Annotated in this window: 11 protein-coding genes; 8 read left to right on the top strand and 3 right to left on the bottom strand. The window is 38.3% G+C overall.

Annotation, left to right across the window (positions count from 1 at the left end):
* Window positions 1–84 precede the first annotated feature (84 nt).
* Window positions 85–2,493 carry an alpha-ketoacid dehydrogenase subunit alpha/beta gene (locus tag ACFOOI_RS17060; RefSeq protein WP_379839243.1) on the bottom strand — a complete coding sequence of 803 codons (2,409 nt, stop codon included), beginning with the start codon at window positions 2,491–2,493 and terminating at the stop codon, window positions 85–87.
* Window positions 2,494–2,761: 268 nt separating this feature from the next.
* Here ACFOOI_RS17060 and ACFOOI_RS17065 point away from each other — a divergent pair, with 268 nt between their 5' ends.
* From ACFOOI_RS17065 to ACFOOI_RS17075, 3 genes are all read left to right on the top strand, one after another.
* The gene (locus ACFOOI_RS17065; protein ID WP_379839244.1) at window positions 2,762–3,154 is read left to right on the top strand and encodes a DUF1573 domain-containing protein; all 393 of its coding nucleotides are present in this window, start codon (window positions 2,762–2,764) and stop codon (window positions 3,152–3,154) included.
* 105 nt (window positions 3,155–3,259) lie between these two features.
* On the top strand, window positions 3,260–4,465 hold the full coding sequence (locus ACFOOI_RS17070) for an ATP-grasp domain-containing protein (protein WP_379839245.1): 1,206 nt from the start codon (window positions 3,260–3,262) through the stop codon (window positions 4,463–4,465).
* A 25-nt stretch (window positions 4,466–4,490) separates the two neighbouring features.
* Window positions 4,491–4,940, top strand: a complete 450-nt coding sequence (locus ACFOOI_RS17075) for a 3-oxoacyl-ACP synthase (RefSeq protein ID WP_379839246.1) — start codon at window positions 4,491–4,493, stop codon at window positions 4,938–4,940.
* Here ACFOOI_RS17075 and ACFOOI_RS17080 read toward each other — a convergent pair.
* Complete coding sequence (locus ACFOOI_RS17080) at window positions 4,934–6,535, bottom strand: hypothetical protein (RefSeq protein ID WP_379839247.1); 1,602 nt, start codon at window positions 6,533–6,535, stop codon at window positions 4,934–4,936. The genes ACFOOI_RS17075 and ACFOOI_RS17080 overlap by 7 nt on opposite strands.
* Before the next feature lie 202 nt (window positions 6,536–6,737).
* Between ACFOOI_RS17080 and ACFOOI_RS17085 the strand changes: the two genes are divergently transcribed.
* The 5 genes from ACFOOI_RS17085 (at window position 6,738) to ACFOOI_RS17105 (ending at window position 13,719) form a co-directional block, all read left to right on the top strand.
* On the top strand, window positions 6,738–7,640 hold the full coding sequence (locus ACFOOI_RS17085) for a sugar phosphate isomerase/epimerase family protein (protein ID WP_379839248.1): 903 nt from the start codon (window positions 6,738–6,740) through the stop codon (window positions 7,638–7,640).
* Between the two features lie 195 nt (window positions 7,641–7,835).
* Window positions 7,836–8,873, top strand: coding sequence for a LacI family DNA-binding transcriptional regulator (locus tag ACFOOI_RS17090; RefSeq protein WP_379839249.1), 1,038 nt, complete (start codon window positions 7,836–7,838; stop codon window positions 8,871–8,873).
* A 115-nt stretch (window positions 8,874–8,988) separates the two neighbouring features.
* Window positions 8,989–11,088 (top strand): prolyl oligopeptidase family serine peptidase, encoded by a 2,100-nt coding sequence (locus ACFOOI_RS17095; RefSeq protein WP_379839250.1) that lies wholly within the window; start codon window positions 8,989–8,991, stop codon window positions 11,086–11,088.
* A 180-nt stretch (window positions 11,089–11,268) separates the two neighbouring features.
* Window positions 11,269–12,351 (top strand): Fic family protein, encoded by a 1,083-nt coding sequence (locus ACFOOI_RS17100; RefSeq protein ID WP_379839251.1) that lies wholly within the window; start codon window positions 11,269–11,271, stop codon window positions 12,349–12,351.
* Window positions 12,352–12,456: 105 nt separating this feature from the next.
* Window positions 12,457–13,719 carry a sterol desaturase family protein gene (locus ACFOOI_RS17105; protein ID WP_379839252.1) on the top strand — a complete coding sequence of 421 codons (1,263 nt, stop codon included), beginning with the start codon at window positions 12,457–12,459 and terminating at the stop codon, window positions 13,717–13,719.
* A 26-nt stretch (window positions 13,720–13,745) separates the two neighbouring features.
* Here ACFOOI_RS17105 and ACFOOI_RS17110 read toward each other — a convergent pair whose 3' ends face one another.
* Entirely contained in the window at window positions 13,746–14,999 is a 1,254-nt protein-coding gene (locus ACFOOI_RS17110) for an MFS transporter (RefSeq protein WP_379839253.1), read from the bottom strand.
* Window position 15,000: the final 1 nt, after the last annotated feature.

Raw genomic sequence — 15,000 nt, forward strand, 5'->3', positions numbered from 1 at the left:
ATCAAAATTAGAGTATTTTGGTCGTAAAAAAAATCAGAGGCCATGGAGAAATTCCAAAGCCTCTGATAAATTATTTTTTATATGTTAATATAACTCAGGAAACTTGTTTGGCCTTACCTCTCGCATGAGCTCATAGGCAGCATCAAAAATGGTTTCAATGTTTGGTTTTGAAAAATAATCGCCGTCTGAACCATATGCAGGTCTGTGGTTTTGAGCACTGATGGCAATTGGTTTAGAGTCTAGGTAATGATAGGCATCTTGTTTGTCTAACACTTCTTGCATCATGTATGCGGTCCCACCACCTGGCATGTCTTCATCTGCAAATATTACGCGACTTGTTTTTTTGATAGATTTCAAAATTAAATTATTGATATCAAAAGGCAGTAGGGTCTGAACGTCAATAACTTCCGCACTGATACCATGTTTTTCAAGATCTTCGGCGGCTTCCATAACTATTCTACACATAGAGCCATAGGTAACTATCGTAAGGTCTGAGCCTTCTTTTATAACTTCTGGCACGCCTAATGGCTCACATATTTCGGAAAGGTTAGTCGGCAGTTTTTCTTTTAGACGATATCCGTTTAGACACTCTATAACCAATGCGGGGTCGTCACCTTTTAAGAGTGTATTATAAAATCCAGCTGCTTTTACAAAGTTTCTTGGTACTACTATGTGCATGCCTCTCAAGGCGTGAATCATAACCGCCATTGGCGAACCAGAGTGCCATATGCCTTCCAGTCGGTGTCCTCTTGTACGTACAATCAAAGGAGCTTTTTGCTTACCTACAGTTCTGTATCTTAGCGAAGCTAAGTCGTCTGTAAGCGTAGCCAAAGCATAATAGATGTAATCAAAATATTGAATTTCTACTATGGGTCTCAATCCCCTCATTGCAGCACCTACGCCTTGTCCAATAATAGTGGTTTCTCTGATTCCGGTATCGGTAATTCTTAGTTCACCGAATTTTTCTTGTAAACCTGCAAAGCCTTGATTCACATCTCCGATTTTGCCCACGTCTTCACCGAGTGCAAAAACCAAAGGATTTGTTTCAAAAATATGTTCAAAAAACGAATTAATAATTGTTCTTCCGTCTACCATTTCACTATCTGAGCTGTATTTGGCCGCAATGCCTGGTACATGCATCGGTGAAAATTCAGATTCACTGTATAAATGATCGCTGTAACGTTGTTTGTTTTTTTCTAATAAACTATGAAGTAACTTCGAAATCTGTTTTCTAGTTTTTTCTGTTTGAGCAAGTCTTGCAGCTTTTTTCAAAGCCTTTATCCCATCTTTTCTTTGCAGGTTTTGGCCTGTACTAAGTGATTTTTTAAGAATGGCTAACTCAGCCTTGTCATTTATTTCACTTTCTATTTGTCCAAGTAGGGTTAATATCTGTTTATTCTCTACATCTGTAGCTTTCCTAAAAGCCTCCCATGCATTTTTTCTTTCTGTTTTTGCAGTTTCCTCAGCTTTTAGCCTGATTTTTTCCAAATCTGCTTCTGTAGCTATGCCTTTTTCTAAAATCCAGTTTTTAAACTTGAGATTACAATCGTGTTCAATTTCCCATTTCAGCCTTTCACTGTCTTTGTATCTTTCATGTGAGCCTGATGCCGAGTGACCTTGAGGTTGTGTAAGTTCTGTAACATGCACAAGCACAGGTATGTGCTGGTCACGGGCAATTCTTGCTGCTTTTTGGTATGCCAAAAGCAACTTTTCATAATCCCAGCCATTTACTTTTATTATCTCTAGGCCACTACCGTTTTCATATTTAAAACCAGCTAAAGCTTCCGATATGCTGCTTTTTGTAGTTTGGTATTTTATTGGAACGGAAATTCCGTAGCCGTCGTCCCAAACCGAAACCACAAGAGGGATTTGCAAAACTCCTGCGGCATTTATAGCTTCAAAAAACATTCCTTGAGAGGTAGAAGCATCACCAATTGTGGCAAAACACACCTCATTACCGTTTTTTGAAAAATTTGTATTTGATTTTAAATCAGGATTTTCTCTGTAGAGTTTTGAGGCATAAGCCAGTCCAATGCTTCGAGGCATTTGCCCTGCAGTAGAAGATACATCCACTACGCCATTATAAAGTTCTGTCTGATTAAGCCATTGGCCTTTTTCGTCGAGCCATTGATTGCCAAAGTGTGCATTCATGGACCTTCCGCCCGTAAAAATATCGTGCTCGATATCGGCGTGGGCATATAGTTGAGCAAAAAACTGTTGCCATGTTAACCCTTCCGTGGCTGCTACCAAAGTTTGATCTCTATAATAGCCGGACCTGAAATCACCTTTTCTGAAAACCTTTGAGAGTGCCAACTGAGGAAGTTCTTTGCCATCACCAAAAATCCCAAACTTTGCCCTACCCATAAACACATCTTTTCTGCCCAAAAGGCTTACAGCTCTACTTTCACATGCCAAGGCATAATCTTTTAAAATCTCTTGTTTGCTGAGCAGTAGGTCTGTAGATGTAAAGTACTCGGTTAAAGTTTCACCCATTTTATAGAAGTTTTATAATCTTTATGGTTTTTAGACAATGCAATTGCTAATCTTAAGACACCAAGATGGTTAAAAATGTTCAGCTAAAAAATAGTTAGCATGACAAATATATATGTAAAATTAAAGTTATTTTTTTAATTTCAAACATTATTCACCTGCTTTTGTGTATTGTTAATACATTGTTAAAAATTTTAACTAATAAAAGAATGGTACTTACTTTGCATTCATAAGTTCAAGAAAAATATTGTAAACAAATAAATTTAATAAGATGAAAAAATTCTTTTTTACTCTAGTTAGTGTTTTTGTATTCGCTGCTGCTACGCATGCTCAAGGTGTATTGAAGTTTAACAAAGAAACGCATGACTTCGGAACATTGAAGGAAGGTCCTTTGGCAACTTACAATTTTGAAGTATCTAACACTGGTACAGCTCCTGTGGTAATCACAAATGCTCAAGCATCATGTGGATGTACTACTCCTGAGTGGTCTAAAGAGCCAATAATGCCAGGTGCTAAGTCGGTGATCAAAGTAGGTTATAACACATCTGGACGTCCAGGTAACTTTACTAAAACCATCACTGTAATGAGCAATGCTGAAAACGGTACTACCATCCTAACTATCAAAGGAAATGTAACTCCAAAAACAGCGGGTTCAGGTAAGTAATTTTCCTGCCAAAGATTTTAAGAGGCCAGTCAATATTTTGATTGGTCTTTTTTTATGCATTTTTGATTTTGCTTTAGTATATTTAAAAAAATAACCTTCAGCACTATGACCATTTTATGCATTTGTACATTTTTTAAGGGAGTAGAATTTCTGAAAGCCGCTAAAGCTGAAGGAAATAAAGTGTTTTTGCTAACAAACAAAAAGTTAGAAGAAAAGCTCTGGCCGTGGGAAAGTATTGACACCACTTTTTATTTAGATAATGTAGACAATACTTTCGAAACCTATAAGCAGATTTTGGATGGAATGGCTCATTTGATGCGGTCTGAAAAAATAGATTTAGTAGTAGCTCTTGACGACTTCGATGTTGAAAAAGCAGCCTTGGTTAGAGAACATTTCAGGATTCCGGGGATGGGCCAAACCACCGCTCGTTATTTCAGAGATAAACTCGCTATGCGAATCCAAGCACGAGATAACGGAATTCCTGTTCCTGAATTTACATCATTGTTTAACGACCTCGCCATTACACATTTTCTAGAAACCACCAATGCTCCTTGGGTTGTAAAACCACGCTCAGAGGCATCTGCAGCGGGAATAAAAAAAGTATATAACTTAGATGAGGCTTGGCAGCATATTCACAGTCTTGGAGAGGAGCGGCATCAGTTTCTGATTGAGTGTTTTAAACCCGGCGATGTATTTCATATAGATGCTTTAATAAAAGACAGCAAGGTTATTTTTGAGCGTTGCAGCCAATATCTCAATACTCCTTTTGAAGTAGCACACGGCGGTGGTATTTTTAGGTCAATTACGGTAGCTCATGGCAGTTTAGACGAAGAAGCTCTCACGATGATAAACCAGCAAGTTATGCAGGCTTTTGGCATGCGATTTAGTGCTGCCCATACCGAAGTTATCAAGTGCAAAGAGGATGGCAACTATTACTTTTTAGAAACTGCTTCGCGGGTAGGAGGAGCACACTTGGCCGAAATGGTAGAGGCTTCTTCGGGCATTAATCTTTGGAGAGAATGGGCGAAAATAGAAACTGCCGTTGCCGATAATAAGCCGTATTCGCTTCCAAAAGTAGAAAAACAGTATTCGGGAATATTAATTACCTTATCTTCGCAGCAGTGGCCAGACCTTTCGGTTTTTGATGATCCCGAAATAGTATGGAAAATGAACGAAGAGTATCATATAGGTTTGGTTGTAAAAGCTAAAAAGAGAGAGAAGGTAGAAAAGCTCCTTGACGCTTACACTCAAAAAATATATGAATTGGGACTTCATGCTTCTGCACCGTCGCCAGACAAGCCGGTGCATTAATTTTTTTTAAAGTAAAAAAGAATACGTGTTAGATAAAGTTAAGTTAGTAGAACTGCTAAAAGCAAAGATAGAAGATAGAATAGCAGAGTTAGATAAAGCCATAAAAAATTCGCAAGATTCTGCTAATCAGGAGTCTAAAAGTAGTATGGGCGATAAGTATGAAACTTCGAGGTCAATGGCTCAAAACGACATAGGCATGTACGAAGTGCAAAAAACCACTGCTTTAAAAGATAAAACCACCTTAGATTTACTTCAACTTCAAACCAATTTTGAGTCAGCCCGCGTAGGTGCTGTGGTCAAAACCTCTATGGGTACATTTTTTATAGGAATAAGTGTTGGTAAGTACGACTTCGACGGTCAGCCCTTGATGATTATTTCTACGGAGTCGCCTATAGGAATAGCCCTAAAAAATGCCAAAGCAGGAGAGATCATTCAGTTTAATCAAAGAGCAATTAAAGTTGAGGCTGTTTATTGATTTTTAAACAAGCCAACCAGCTCAGGTTTTACCCAAATATATCGTTTTAATGGCTCATAGGTTTTTATTCTTATCATCTTAGTTTTAAGAGAACCTTCTTTTAGGAATGCCCTATTTTCTGGAACTTCTAAATCTAAAAAATAAAAACTTAGCACATCGTAGTTGCCCGAGTTTAACATGTCCACCAAGTTATCTTTTTTAGGGTCCCAGCCCGTTCTATGATAGTTTTCATTGAAATAGTTTTGCCCAAAAATATCGTTGCTAAGTATCTCTATTTGTTTTTTGGTGCCTATTTCCTTCATGAAATAATAAAAATCTGTGTGCCTTGGTTCAGCTTTTTTGTAAGGATAATACCCAAAGAACCCCGCAATGAAAATTAAACTAAATAGCTTGGGAAGTCCATTCGTAAAACTGTTTTTTCTGAATGAAATAGACTTAATGAATATTGCTACCAAAAGCAAATACAAAGGCATGTGCATGATAACGTAGTGATGCCTTGGGTAAACTACCAACACGGCTATGCAAGTGGGCAAAAGAAATGCAATTAGGTAAGGACTAGTTTTAATCGCGTTTTTTAAACTTGTCAAAATGGCATTTACTGTCTTTTTATAATCAATGAATGCTCCGAAAAACAATATAAATACCAAGAAAAAGTACTTAGTTTTAAACTGAAAAAACGGGGTAAATAAATCATAAAATCCGGATTTCAGAATTAAAATAACCACCGATACGTAATTTTTAGCATTTGTTAAAACATGCTTAAAAAAGAACGTAGGGTTGGCCGTGATTAACTGTAAGTCGCTATTTGTTTTTCCAAAAATCTTCTCAAAAACTACAAACTCTTCATCGTAATCAAAGCTTTTGCCATACCAGTCGTAGTAGTTATCAAAAAAGTGCTGAATAAACGCCACTTTTAGTTTTCCTGGCTCGTTTATACCACCACCTATAAAATAAAATAAGGCTACAAATGCAGCAAATGAGAGCCCAACTGTAATTTTTCTTTTAGAGCTAATAAATGAGTTTGTGAATGTGTAATAGGCAAAAATCAAACTCGAAAGTACAAAAAACCAGAAAAACTCAGGTCTACTTACATAGTTGCATAAAAGAAGCCCGACTGAGGTTATTCCCCAGTTGATATATGCGGGCCTTTTGAGGTCTATTATACTTAAGAAACTCAAACCAAAAATTAAATTAAGGACCGTAATACGGGGTTGGAGGTTTACTTGAAAGTCCGAAAACAAGAAAGCCATTGCGACAAAAATCGCGATCCAAAACGATTGAATATTCTTTCTTAAAAACAAAAATAAGCTAAAAAACAAAGCCACGGAAAGCAGAAAAGTATAGCTATAGCTTAACAATATGTGGTCTTGGAAAAACTTTGAGAATATATAAATCCCCATCGGATACAAGAGGTTTCCGAAGGTTGGATAGGGCAATTCAAATAATAAACCCGTTTGGAAATAGACGTCGTCGTCAGAAGGTGCTAAATCAAAGTTACCGAAACTATAAAAATAGTAAAAAACAGGTATTAGTAGTAAAATGAATAGTTTGAAATACTTTTTTTGTACTAGCTCTTGATACCAAGGTGTGTTCATTCAGGCTTTGTTTTTTTTGCAAAGATAAATATAAAAGTGAGTAAAGCCCTTCAATAGAAAGTGTATTCTTGCTTTTTGCCGAAGAGTTTGAGAATAAACAAGTTTATAATAAATTAGAATTACCAAAAATTTAGAAAATAGTAAATAGAATTGTTTTTTTAAAATAATTTTAAATAACAATCAACCTTAAAAATATTTGAGCATGAAACGAAGAGATTTTATAAGCCAAAGCACCAAACTTGTAGCTGCTACAGGTTTACTGAACTTTGACGTACTGGCTGCCAAAAAGACCAGACATATGCTGGGTTTGCAGTTGTATTCTGTTAGGGATTACATGAAAACTGACCCCTTGGGTACCCTGAAAAAATTAGCAGAAATGGGTTACAAAAACGTAGAGCATGCCAATTATGTAAACAATAAGTTTTACGGATACTCAGCCACTGAATTTAGGAAAATACTGGATGACCTCGGCTTGTCAATGCCGAGTGGTCATACTGTTTTTGGCAAAGATCATTGGGACGAAGCAAAAGGAGAGTTTTCAGACGCATGGAAAAAACTGGTGGAAGATGCTGCCATTTGTGGTCAAAAATACGTGATTAGCCCATGGTTAGACCTTGCCTATCGCAAAGATTTTGAGCAGTTAAAAAGATTCATGGAAGTGTTTAACAAAAACGGAGAGCTATGCAAAGCATCTGGGATGAAGTTTGGGTATCACAATCATGATTTTGAATTTAGTTTAAAGCTGAGCAGTATAAAAGTGTATGACATTATGCTTCAAAATACGGATCCAAACTTGGTGGCACAGCAGCTCGATATCGGGAATATGTACGGCGGTGGGGGCAGAGCCATGGACCTTCTAAAGCAATACCCCGGAAGGTTTGAACTGATGCACGTCAAAGATGAAATCAAGTCAGAGAAAGAACACGGAGGCTGGGAAAGTTCTATTTTGGGGGTCGGAGTTATAGGCGTAAAAGAAGTGATAGATATGGGTAAAAAAATGGGAGGAACCACACAGTTTATAATTGAGCAGGAATCTTACCAAGGCATCGACCCGCTTGAGTCTATGCGACAAGATTTGGTGATAATGAAAAAGTGGGGATATTGATTTTGTGATATTTTAATAAGGGGAGTTAATCAGAATTTTAACTCCCCTTTTTTTATGGAAAAAAATGGCTTGTGGTATTTTCCGGAAAGTTTGCGGAGCTATTGATTTATTCTAAATAAATATTTACATTTGAAGTGTAAATGCTTGTATTTTAGTATAATATAAAGCTAAGCCCAAGTTTAAATCCCCTATAAAATGAAACCCAAAAAACCTACACTAAAACAAATTGCCACGCAGCTTGGCTTGTCCATTTCAACGGTCTCCAGAGCTTTAAGAGGAATGCCTGAAATAAATTTCGAAACTCGGCAGGCTGTTATTTCCCTTTCAAAAAATCTCGATTATAAGTCACCATCCGGTACTCCGAGTGGATTAGAAACAGAGAATAGCTTGGTCATTGCTTCTTTTATTCCTTGTTTTGATGCACATCATGTTCAAATGCTCAAAGGGATGAACGAGTCGACTTTAAATGCGGGTTTTACGCTTTCGGTGATAGAAACCGGGGACTCTTTTGGTAGAGAGGTGGCGGCTATTCAGCGTTTATTAAAAACTAAAGTAGACGGTTTTTTAATCTCAAAAGCTAATGAAACCACCACCGCTGATCATTTTCAAAATATCTTAAAGCTCAATAAGCCCTTGGTTTTTTTTGATAGTAAATGTGCCGACATCCAGGCACCTCAGTATTTTATTGATTACAGCAAAGGTGCTGTTTTAGGAACCGAATTGTTGATTGAAAAAGGTTATCGAAAAATTTGTTTTTTGGGAGCCAAAGCTAGTCATAGCTCAGTTTTTTCAGCAGAATATGGACATCTTAAAGCTCTAAAAGAAGCCAACTTAAGTGAATATGAAAAGAAAATAATTATGGGAGACTTTGACCAAAACCATGCCTATGAAAAAACTACAGAGCTGCTGAAGCAAGCCGAAAGGCCCGATGCTTTTTTTGCTGCGAATGAAGAGGTCGCTATCGGGGTTTTTAGGGCAGTGACAGATTTGGGGTATAATATTCCGAAAGACATAGGGATTTTGAGCTATTTTGATGCTCCATTCTTGGCTGCTTCAGCTCCCAGTATTTCTGCTGTAAGTGTGCCTTCTTACGAGTTGGGGAAGCAAGCTGTAAATGCTTTGATAGAAGAGATTCATTTAGGAATTAACTCCAAGCCAAAAGAAGTGATATTTGAACCAAATCTTGAAATCAGAGAGTCTACCAATCACCAAAGGAGGTTTTTCGGAATCTAAGTTTATCTTTGAGCGACCTTGATTTTGTGATTAAACATTTTCTTAAAAAAAGGATTTAAGTATTTATTATTTATTCAAAAAATTAACTTGCATTATCAACAAACCTGTTACAACTATGACATCAAAAATTTCACTTTTAATTTTACTAAGTACATGTATTTCTATGGCTCAAATTAAGTATCCTATAACAAAAAAAATAGACCAGACTGACAACTACCATGGCACTGTAGTCAGCGACCCTTATAGATGGTTGGAAGACGACAAGTCGGCAGAAACGGCAGATTGGGTAAAAGCTCAAAATGATGTTACCAACGATTATCTCAGCAAAATACCTTACCGAGCGAAGCTTCAAAATAGGTTAGAAGAAATATATAATTATCCGAAATATTCGGCTCCTTCAAAAAAAGGAGAATGGTTTTATTTCTACAAAAACAATGGACTGCAAAACCAGTCGGTGCTTTACCGTCAAAAGGGCCTAACGGCCAAGCCTGAGTTGGTTTTAGATCCAAATGCACTTTCTGCCGAAGGCACCACGAGACTCATGCAGTTTAGTATTTCAAAAAATGGCAAATACGCAGCATATTCGCTTTCAAGTGGGGGTTCTGACTGGATGGATGTGTTTGTGATGGACTTGGATACCAAGAAAAATCTAAGTGACAAACTCGAATGGGTTAAAATTTCGGGTTTGGCATGGCAAGGCGATGGTTTTTACTACAGCCGATATCCCAAGCCCGAAGGGAGTGCTTTGGCCGCAAAAAACGAAAATCACCAAGTGTGGTATCATGCCGTGGGTAGTAGCCAAGCCAGTGATAAGTTAATTTATGAAGACAAAAACAATCCGCAGCGTTTTCATACCCTAAGCACCTCAGAAGACGAGCAGTTCGCACTTTTATATATCAGCGATAGGGGTAAAGGCTTAGACGGCAATGCCCTTTATTTCATGAAAAAAGGGGAAAGTACGTTTAGTCCAGTGGTGGCTGAAGTTAGTAATTCGGCGTATTCGTTTATTGATAATATCGGAGGGAAATTCATGATTCAAACCAACGATGCCGCACCAAACGAAAAGCTGATGTGGTTTGATTTGAAATCAAAAAGTATGACCGAGTTTTTGCCTGAAAGGCCAGAGCCACTGCAAGGGGCAAGCACGGCAGGCGGAAAGTTGTTTTTGAACTATCTCAAAGATGTTACCACGCGTATTTATGTGTATGATTTGAAAGGAAAATTAGAAAAAGAAGTGGTTTTGCCAGGATTGGGAACTGCCGGAGGTTTTGGAGGTGAAAACGATGACAAGTTTGTCTTCTATTCATTTACTTCTTTTACTTTTCCGCCCACTATTTATAGATATGACATCGCCTCAGGGAAAAGCTCAGTGTTCAGAAACCCCGAAGTGAAGTTTACCGCTACTGATTTTGAAACTAAGCAAGTTTTTTATACTTCGAAAGACGGCACCAAAGTGCCAATGTTTATCACCTACAAAAAAGGCATAAAGCTTAACAGTCAAAACCCAACATTGTTATATGGATATGGTGGTTTTAATGTCAGCCTTAACCCTGCTTTTAGTCCGCTTTTAATTCCGTTTTTGGAGTATGGCGGTGTTTATGCACAAGCCAATTTGCGTGGAGGGTCTGAATATGGCGAAAAATGGCACGAACAAGGAATGAAGCTTAAAAAGCAAAATGTATTTGATGATTTTATTGCTGCTGGAGAGTATCTGATAGCCAACAAATATTGCAACTCGGAGCATTTGGCTCTTCGTGGAGGCTCTAACGGCGGGCTTTTGGTAGGAACCGTTATTAACCAAAGGCCAGACTTAGCCAAGGTAGCCATACCCCAAGTGGGCGTAATGGACATGTTGCGTTTCCATAAGTTCACTATCGGGTGGAACTGGATAGCTGACTACGGCTCAGCAGACAATGCCGAAGAGTTTAAGGTTTTGTACGGATATTCGCCACTGCATAATATAAAATCTGGCGTAAACTACCCGGCTACTTTGGTAACTACAGCAGACCACGACGACCGCGTTGTGCCTGCACACTCCTTTAAATACGCCGCCGAATTGCAAGCTACCGCCGAAGGAAGTACTAAAAATCCTTTACTGATACGCATAGATACCAACTCGGGTCACGGAGCATCAAACACCAAAAAGAACCTAGAAACCATGGCAGATATCTATGGGTTTATCTTTTGGAATATGGGCGTGAAGGAGTTGAAATAGTTTTTGTTTTAGTAATTGCATATTTTCTAATCCCCTCATTAATGTCACATAGTTGAGGGGATTTTTTATTTTATTCGACGCATTTTTCTTCGAGATAAACAATTTGAGTTGCTTTTTCTTTCTAATCAAATCAAAAAATGATTATATTTGAGGTGATTATATAATTTAATCCAATCATTTATGTATAATTGGCAAAACCCTGAATGGCCCGAGTTTCAATATGACGCTTCTGAGTTTGCAAAACATGAAAGAGAATTTCTGAAGAAAGCAGGTCAAATTGATGGCAAGTTTATGTATTTTACTAAACAGCAGTCTGAGCTTACATTAGTAGATTTATTGGTTTCGGAGGCAATCAAATCATCGGCAATTGAAGGAGAAATGATTAGTAGAACCGATCTTTCATCTTCTATAAAAAGACACTTGGGTTTTGATACGCCACAGTTTTTTATAAAAGACAAACGCTCAGCAGGTTTTGCCAAACTGCTAGTAAGTTCTCGTGAGTCATTTGAATCGCCACTTTCAGAATCAATGCTATTTGAGTGGCACACTTTATTGATGCAGGGGCAGTATATTAATAATGTAGGAGCATGGCGAAGTCATACTGAGCCGATGCGGGTTATTTCGGGCAGTATTGGTAAAGAGATAGTGCATTTTGAGGCACCGCCTTCATCTCAAGTTCAAAAAGAGATGAATCGTTTTTTCGACTGGTTTAGTCAGGCTAATCTTCAGTCGATATTAATTAAAGCAGCGATTGCTCATTTGTATTTCGAGAGTATCCATCCATTTGAAGACGGAAACGGTCGGATTGGAAGGTTGATTTCAGAAAAAGCACTTTCGATGGGCTTAGGTAAACCGGTCATGTTTAGCATATCCACAATAATTGAAAAAAAGCGTAACGAGTATTATGAGGCACTCAAAAATGCACAGCAATCGTTAAAAATAGGGGATTGGGTTTTGTGGTTTTGCGAAATGGTTATAGAAGCTCAAGATGCATTTGACGATATCGTAAGTTTTTCTATTAAAAAGGCTAAATTTTTTGAAAAGAATAATGCAAATTTTAATCTAAGGCAAAATAAAGCGATTGCTAAAATGCTTGAAAAGGGAGAGTTTTTTGAGGGCGGCATGAGTGCCAAAAAGTATGTATCTATTACAAGGTGTTCGCTTGCAACCGCCACACGTGATTTAGTGGAACTCGCTGAAAAAGGTATTTTGGCGATAAACGGAAACGGGAGAAGTAGAAACTATCAGATAATTTTTGATTGACTACTTGTAATTTAAGGAAGAATCGCCTCTATAAATTACCCGAATCTCTCAATTTTTTCAATAAATACTTATATTTGTGTATACTATTATGCAAGCATACTATTTATGGAAACTTACGCTCATATATTATTAATAGCCTCGCCAATTTTTCTTTTGCTGGTTTTGGCTGAGAAATTTTACGGATATCTAAAGTTTGGAGATGAATTTCACACCATGGATACCATCTCCAGTCTGAGTTCGGGCTATACCAATACGCTCAAAGACGTGTTGGGTTTGGGCATTACTATTATTTCGTATAAATGGTTTTATGACCATATCGCGTATTTTCAAATAAAGTCATCGGTTTGGGTTTATATCATTGCTTTTGTTGCCCTAGATTTATCGGGTTATTGGGTGCATAGGCTTTCGCATCAGATAAATTTCTTTTGGAACAAACACGCCATTCACCACAGTTCTGAGGAGTTTAATTTGGCTTGTGCTTTACGTCAGAGCATATCTTCGTTTGTTAATGTTTTTACCTTTTTTCTAATTCCCGCTGCATTTTTTGGCGTACCGCCTGAAGTTATTGCATTGGTAGCACCTGTTCAGCTTTTTGCTCAGTTTTGGTACCATACGGTCTACATTGACAGAATGGGCTTTTTAGAAAAAATCATTGTTACGCCTTCACATCATAGGGTGCATCATGCCATCAATCCCGAATATTTAGACAAAAACCACAGTCAGATATTCATTATTTGGGATAAATTATTTGGCACTTTTCAAGAAGAGCTACCCGACGTAAAACCTGTTTACGGCATCACCCGACCTGCCAGCACTTGGAATCCGATAAAAATTAATTTTCAACACTTGGCTTTATTGATTCAAGACGCATGGCGAGCACCCAAGTGGCAAGACAAATTCACGATTTGGTTTAAACCTACAGGGTGGAGGCCAGAGGGTTTTGAAGAGAAATATCCCGTAGCCAAAGTTCAAGATCCTATGCGAATGGTAAAATACACCACTGTTTTTGACTTAAAAGGAAGAGTTTGGATATGGACACAATTTTTAATGACTTTGGGCTTTCTTTCGGCTTTGTTTTATTTCATCGGTGAGTTTAATCTTACTCAAATGCTCAGCTACGGATTATGGATTTTCTTGGTTGTGTATGCGTATACCGAGTTTATGGACCAAAACCCCAATTTCCTGATTTTTGAAATTATAAAAAATGCCGCCGGAATATTCATAGTAACCCAAACCACACTATGGGACCCTATACTAAAAAATGCCAACTGGCTAGCTGGCATTTTTATTAGTTACTGTATAGTTTCTAGTCTTGTATCTGTTTATTTTCTAAAAGCTGAAAACTCATTTAAAACACAGAATGCCTAGGAAGCAAAATAGCTTTTAATTTGTCTCTACGCTTCCAAATAGTCTAGATCTTTATTGTGCGTTTCGCCGATGGTGTACGTCGAATAAAACCCGATGGCATAAATGATGATTCCGACAATGCTTGCGGCTATTATTACGCCTTGGCCTGTAGTGAAATACGCAAAAAGGATGTTCATGCCAAAAACCGAACCTCTCACCATGTTCGGAATAGTGGTGGCTGCCGTAGCACGTAGGTTTGTGCCAAATTGCTCGGCACCTACGGTCACAAACATGGCCCAATAACCCGTCCAGAAGCCTAGCCAAGTACAAACTGCATAAAGTGTTGTGGCGTTTTTCATTCCTCCATATAAATAATAGATAACACCCAAAAGTGACATGGCCATCATAATCATAATCGCTTTTTTGCGAGATTCCAGCCAATGACTAAAAAAGCCACTCAAGAGGTCTCCAGCTGAAATTCCGATATACGCCCACATAATGGCATTGCCGGGGTTTACTTTTTCGCTAAAGCCAAAATAGTCGCCAAATTGGTTACTGAAATAAACCAATATGCCGATACAAAACCAGGTAGGAAGGCCAATGCCGATACATTTCATGTATTTTACAAAACGGTCCCAGTCATTAAAGAAAGCGAAGAAGTTTCCCTTCGTTACATTTTTGTCGTTATGTACGGTCTTAAACATGCCCGACTCTATAACTCCAACGCGTAGCAATAGCAAGGCTATGCCCATTCCGCCACCCACAAAGTAGGCGATGGTCCAGTCGCCCGATAGTTTCACGGTGTAGTTGGCTACCACCGCACCCAAAAGGCCAACTCCAGCTACCAAAGATGTTCCTTTGGCTCTAAGGTTTGGAGGTAGCACTTCAGACACAAGCGTGATACCCGCACCGAGCTCACCCGCAAGGCCAATTCCTGCTAAAAAACGCAACCATTTGTAGGCTTCTACTTGATTCATAAAGTGGATTTGAGGCACAAAACCACAAAGGATATTGGCAATAGAATAAGTAATGATAGAGCCAAAAAGCACCGAAAGTCTGCCTTTCTTGTCTCCCAAAGTTCCCCACAAGATTCCGCCGAGTAGTAGGCCAATCATCTGTAGGTTTATAATGTCTTTTCCTACGGCGTCTACTTCGGTGGAGTTTAGGCCGAGGGCTTCTAAACTAGGAATACGCACAATGCCAAAAAGCTGTAGGTCATAAATGTCTACAAAATAACCAAGAGCAGCCACAATAACGGGGAGGCTAATTAGTTTTTTAAGGTCAGAAATCGAATTTTCCATT

This window comes from Lacihabitans lacunae (genome assembly GCF_042649125.1).
Classification (GTDB): domain Bacteria; phylum Bacteroidota; class Bacteroidia; order Cytophagales; family Spirosomataceae; genus Leadbetterella; species Leadbetterella lacunae.

Coding starts and splice junctions, on each gene's coding strand:
- ACFOOI_RS17095 (WP_379839250.1), top strand. CDS start 8,989: ATGACATCAAAAATTTCACTTTTAATTTTACTAAGTACATGTATTTCT.
- ACFOOI_RS17085 (WP_379839248.1), top strand. CDS start 6,738: ATGAAACGAAGAGATTTTATAAGCCAAAGCACCAAACTTGTAGCTGCT.
- ACFOOI_RS17100 (WP_379839251.1), top strand. CDS start 11,269: ATGTATAATTGGCAAAACCCTGAATGGCCCGAGTTTCAATATGACGCT.
- ACFOOI_RS17060 (WP_379839243.1), bottom strand. CDS start 2,493: ATGGGTGAAACTTTAACCGAGTACTTTACATCTACAGACCTACTGCTC.
- ACFOOI_RS17110 (WP_379839253.1), bottom strand. CDS start 14,999: ATGGAAAATTCGATTTCTGACCTTAAAAAACTAATTAGCCTCCCCGTT.
- ACFOOI_RS17080 (WP_379839247.1), bottom strand. CDS start 6,535: ATGAACACACCTTGGTATCAAGAGCTAGTACAAAAAAAGTATTTCAAA.
- ACFOOI_RS17105 (WP_379839252.1), top strand. CDS start 12,457: ATGGAAACTTACGCTCATATATTATTAATAGCCTCGCCAATTTTTCTT.
- ACFOOI_RS17070 (WP_379839245.1), top strand. CDS start 3,260: ATGACCATTTTATGCATTTGTACATTTTTTAAGGGAGTAGAATTTCTG.
- ACFOOI_RS17065 (WP_379839244.1), top strand. CDS start 2,762: ATGAAAAAATTCTTTTTTACTCTAGTTAGTGTTTTTGTATTCGCTGCT.
- ACFOOI_RS17090 (WP_379839249.1), top strand. CDS start 7,836: ATGAAACCCAAAAAACCTACACTAAAACAAATTGCCACGCAGCTTGGC.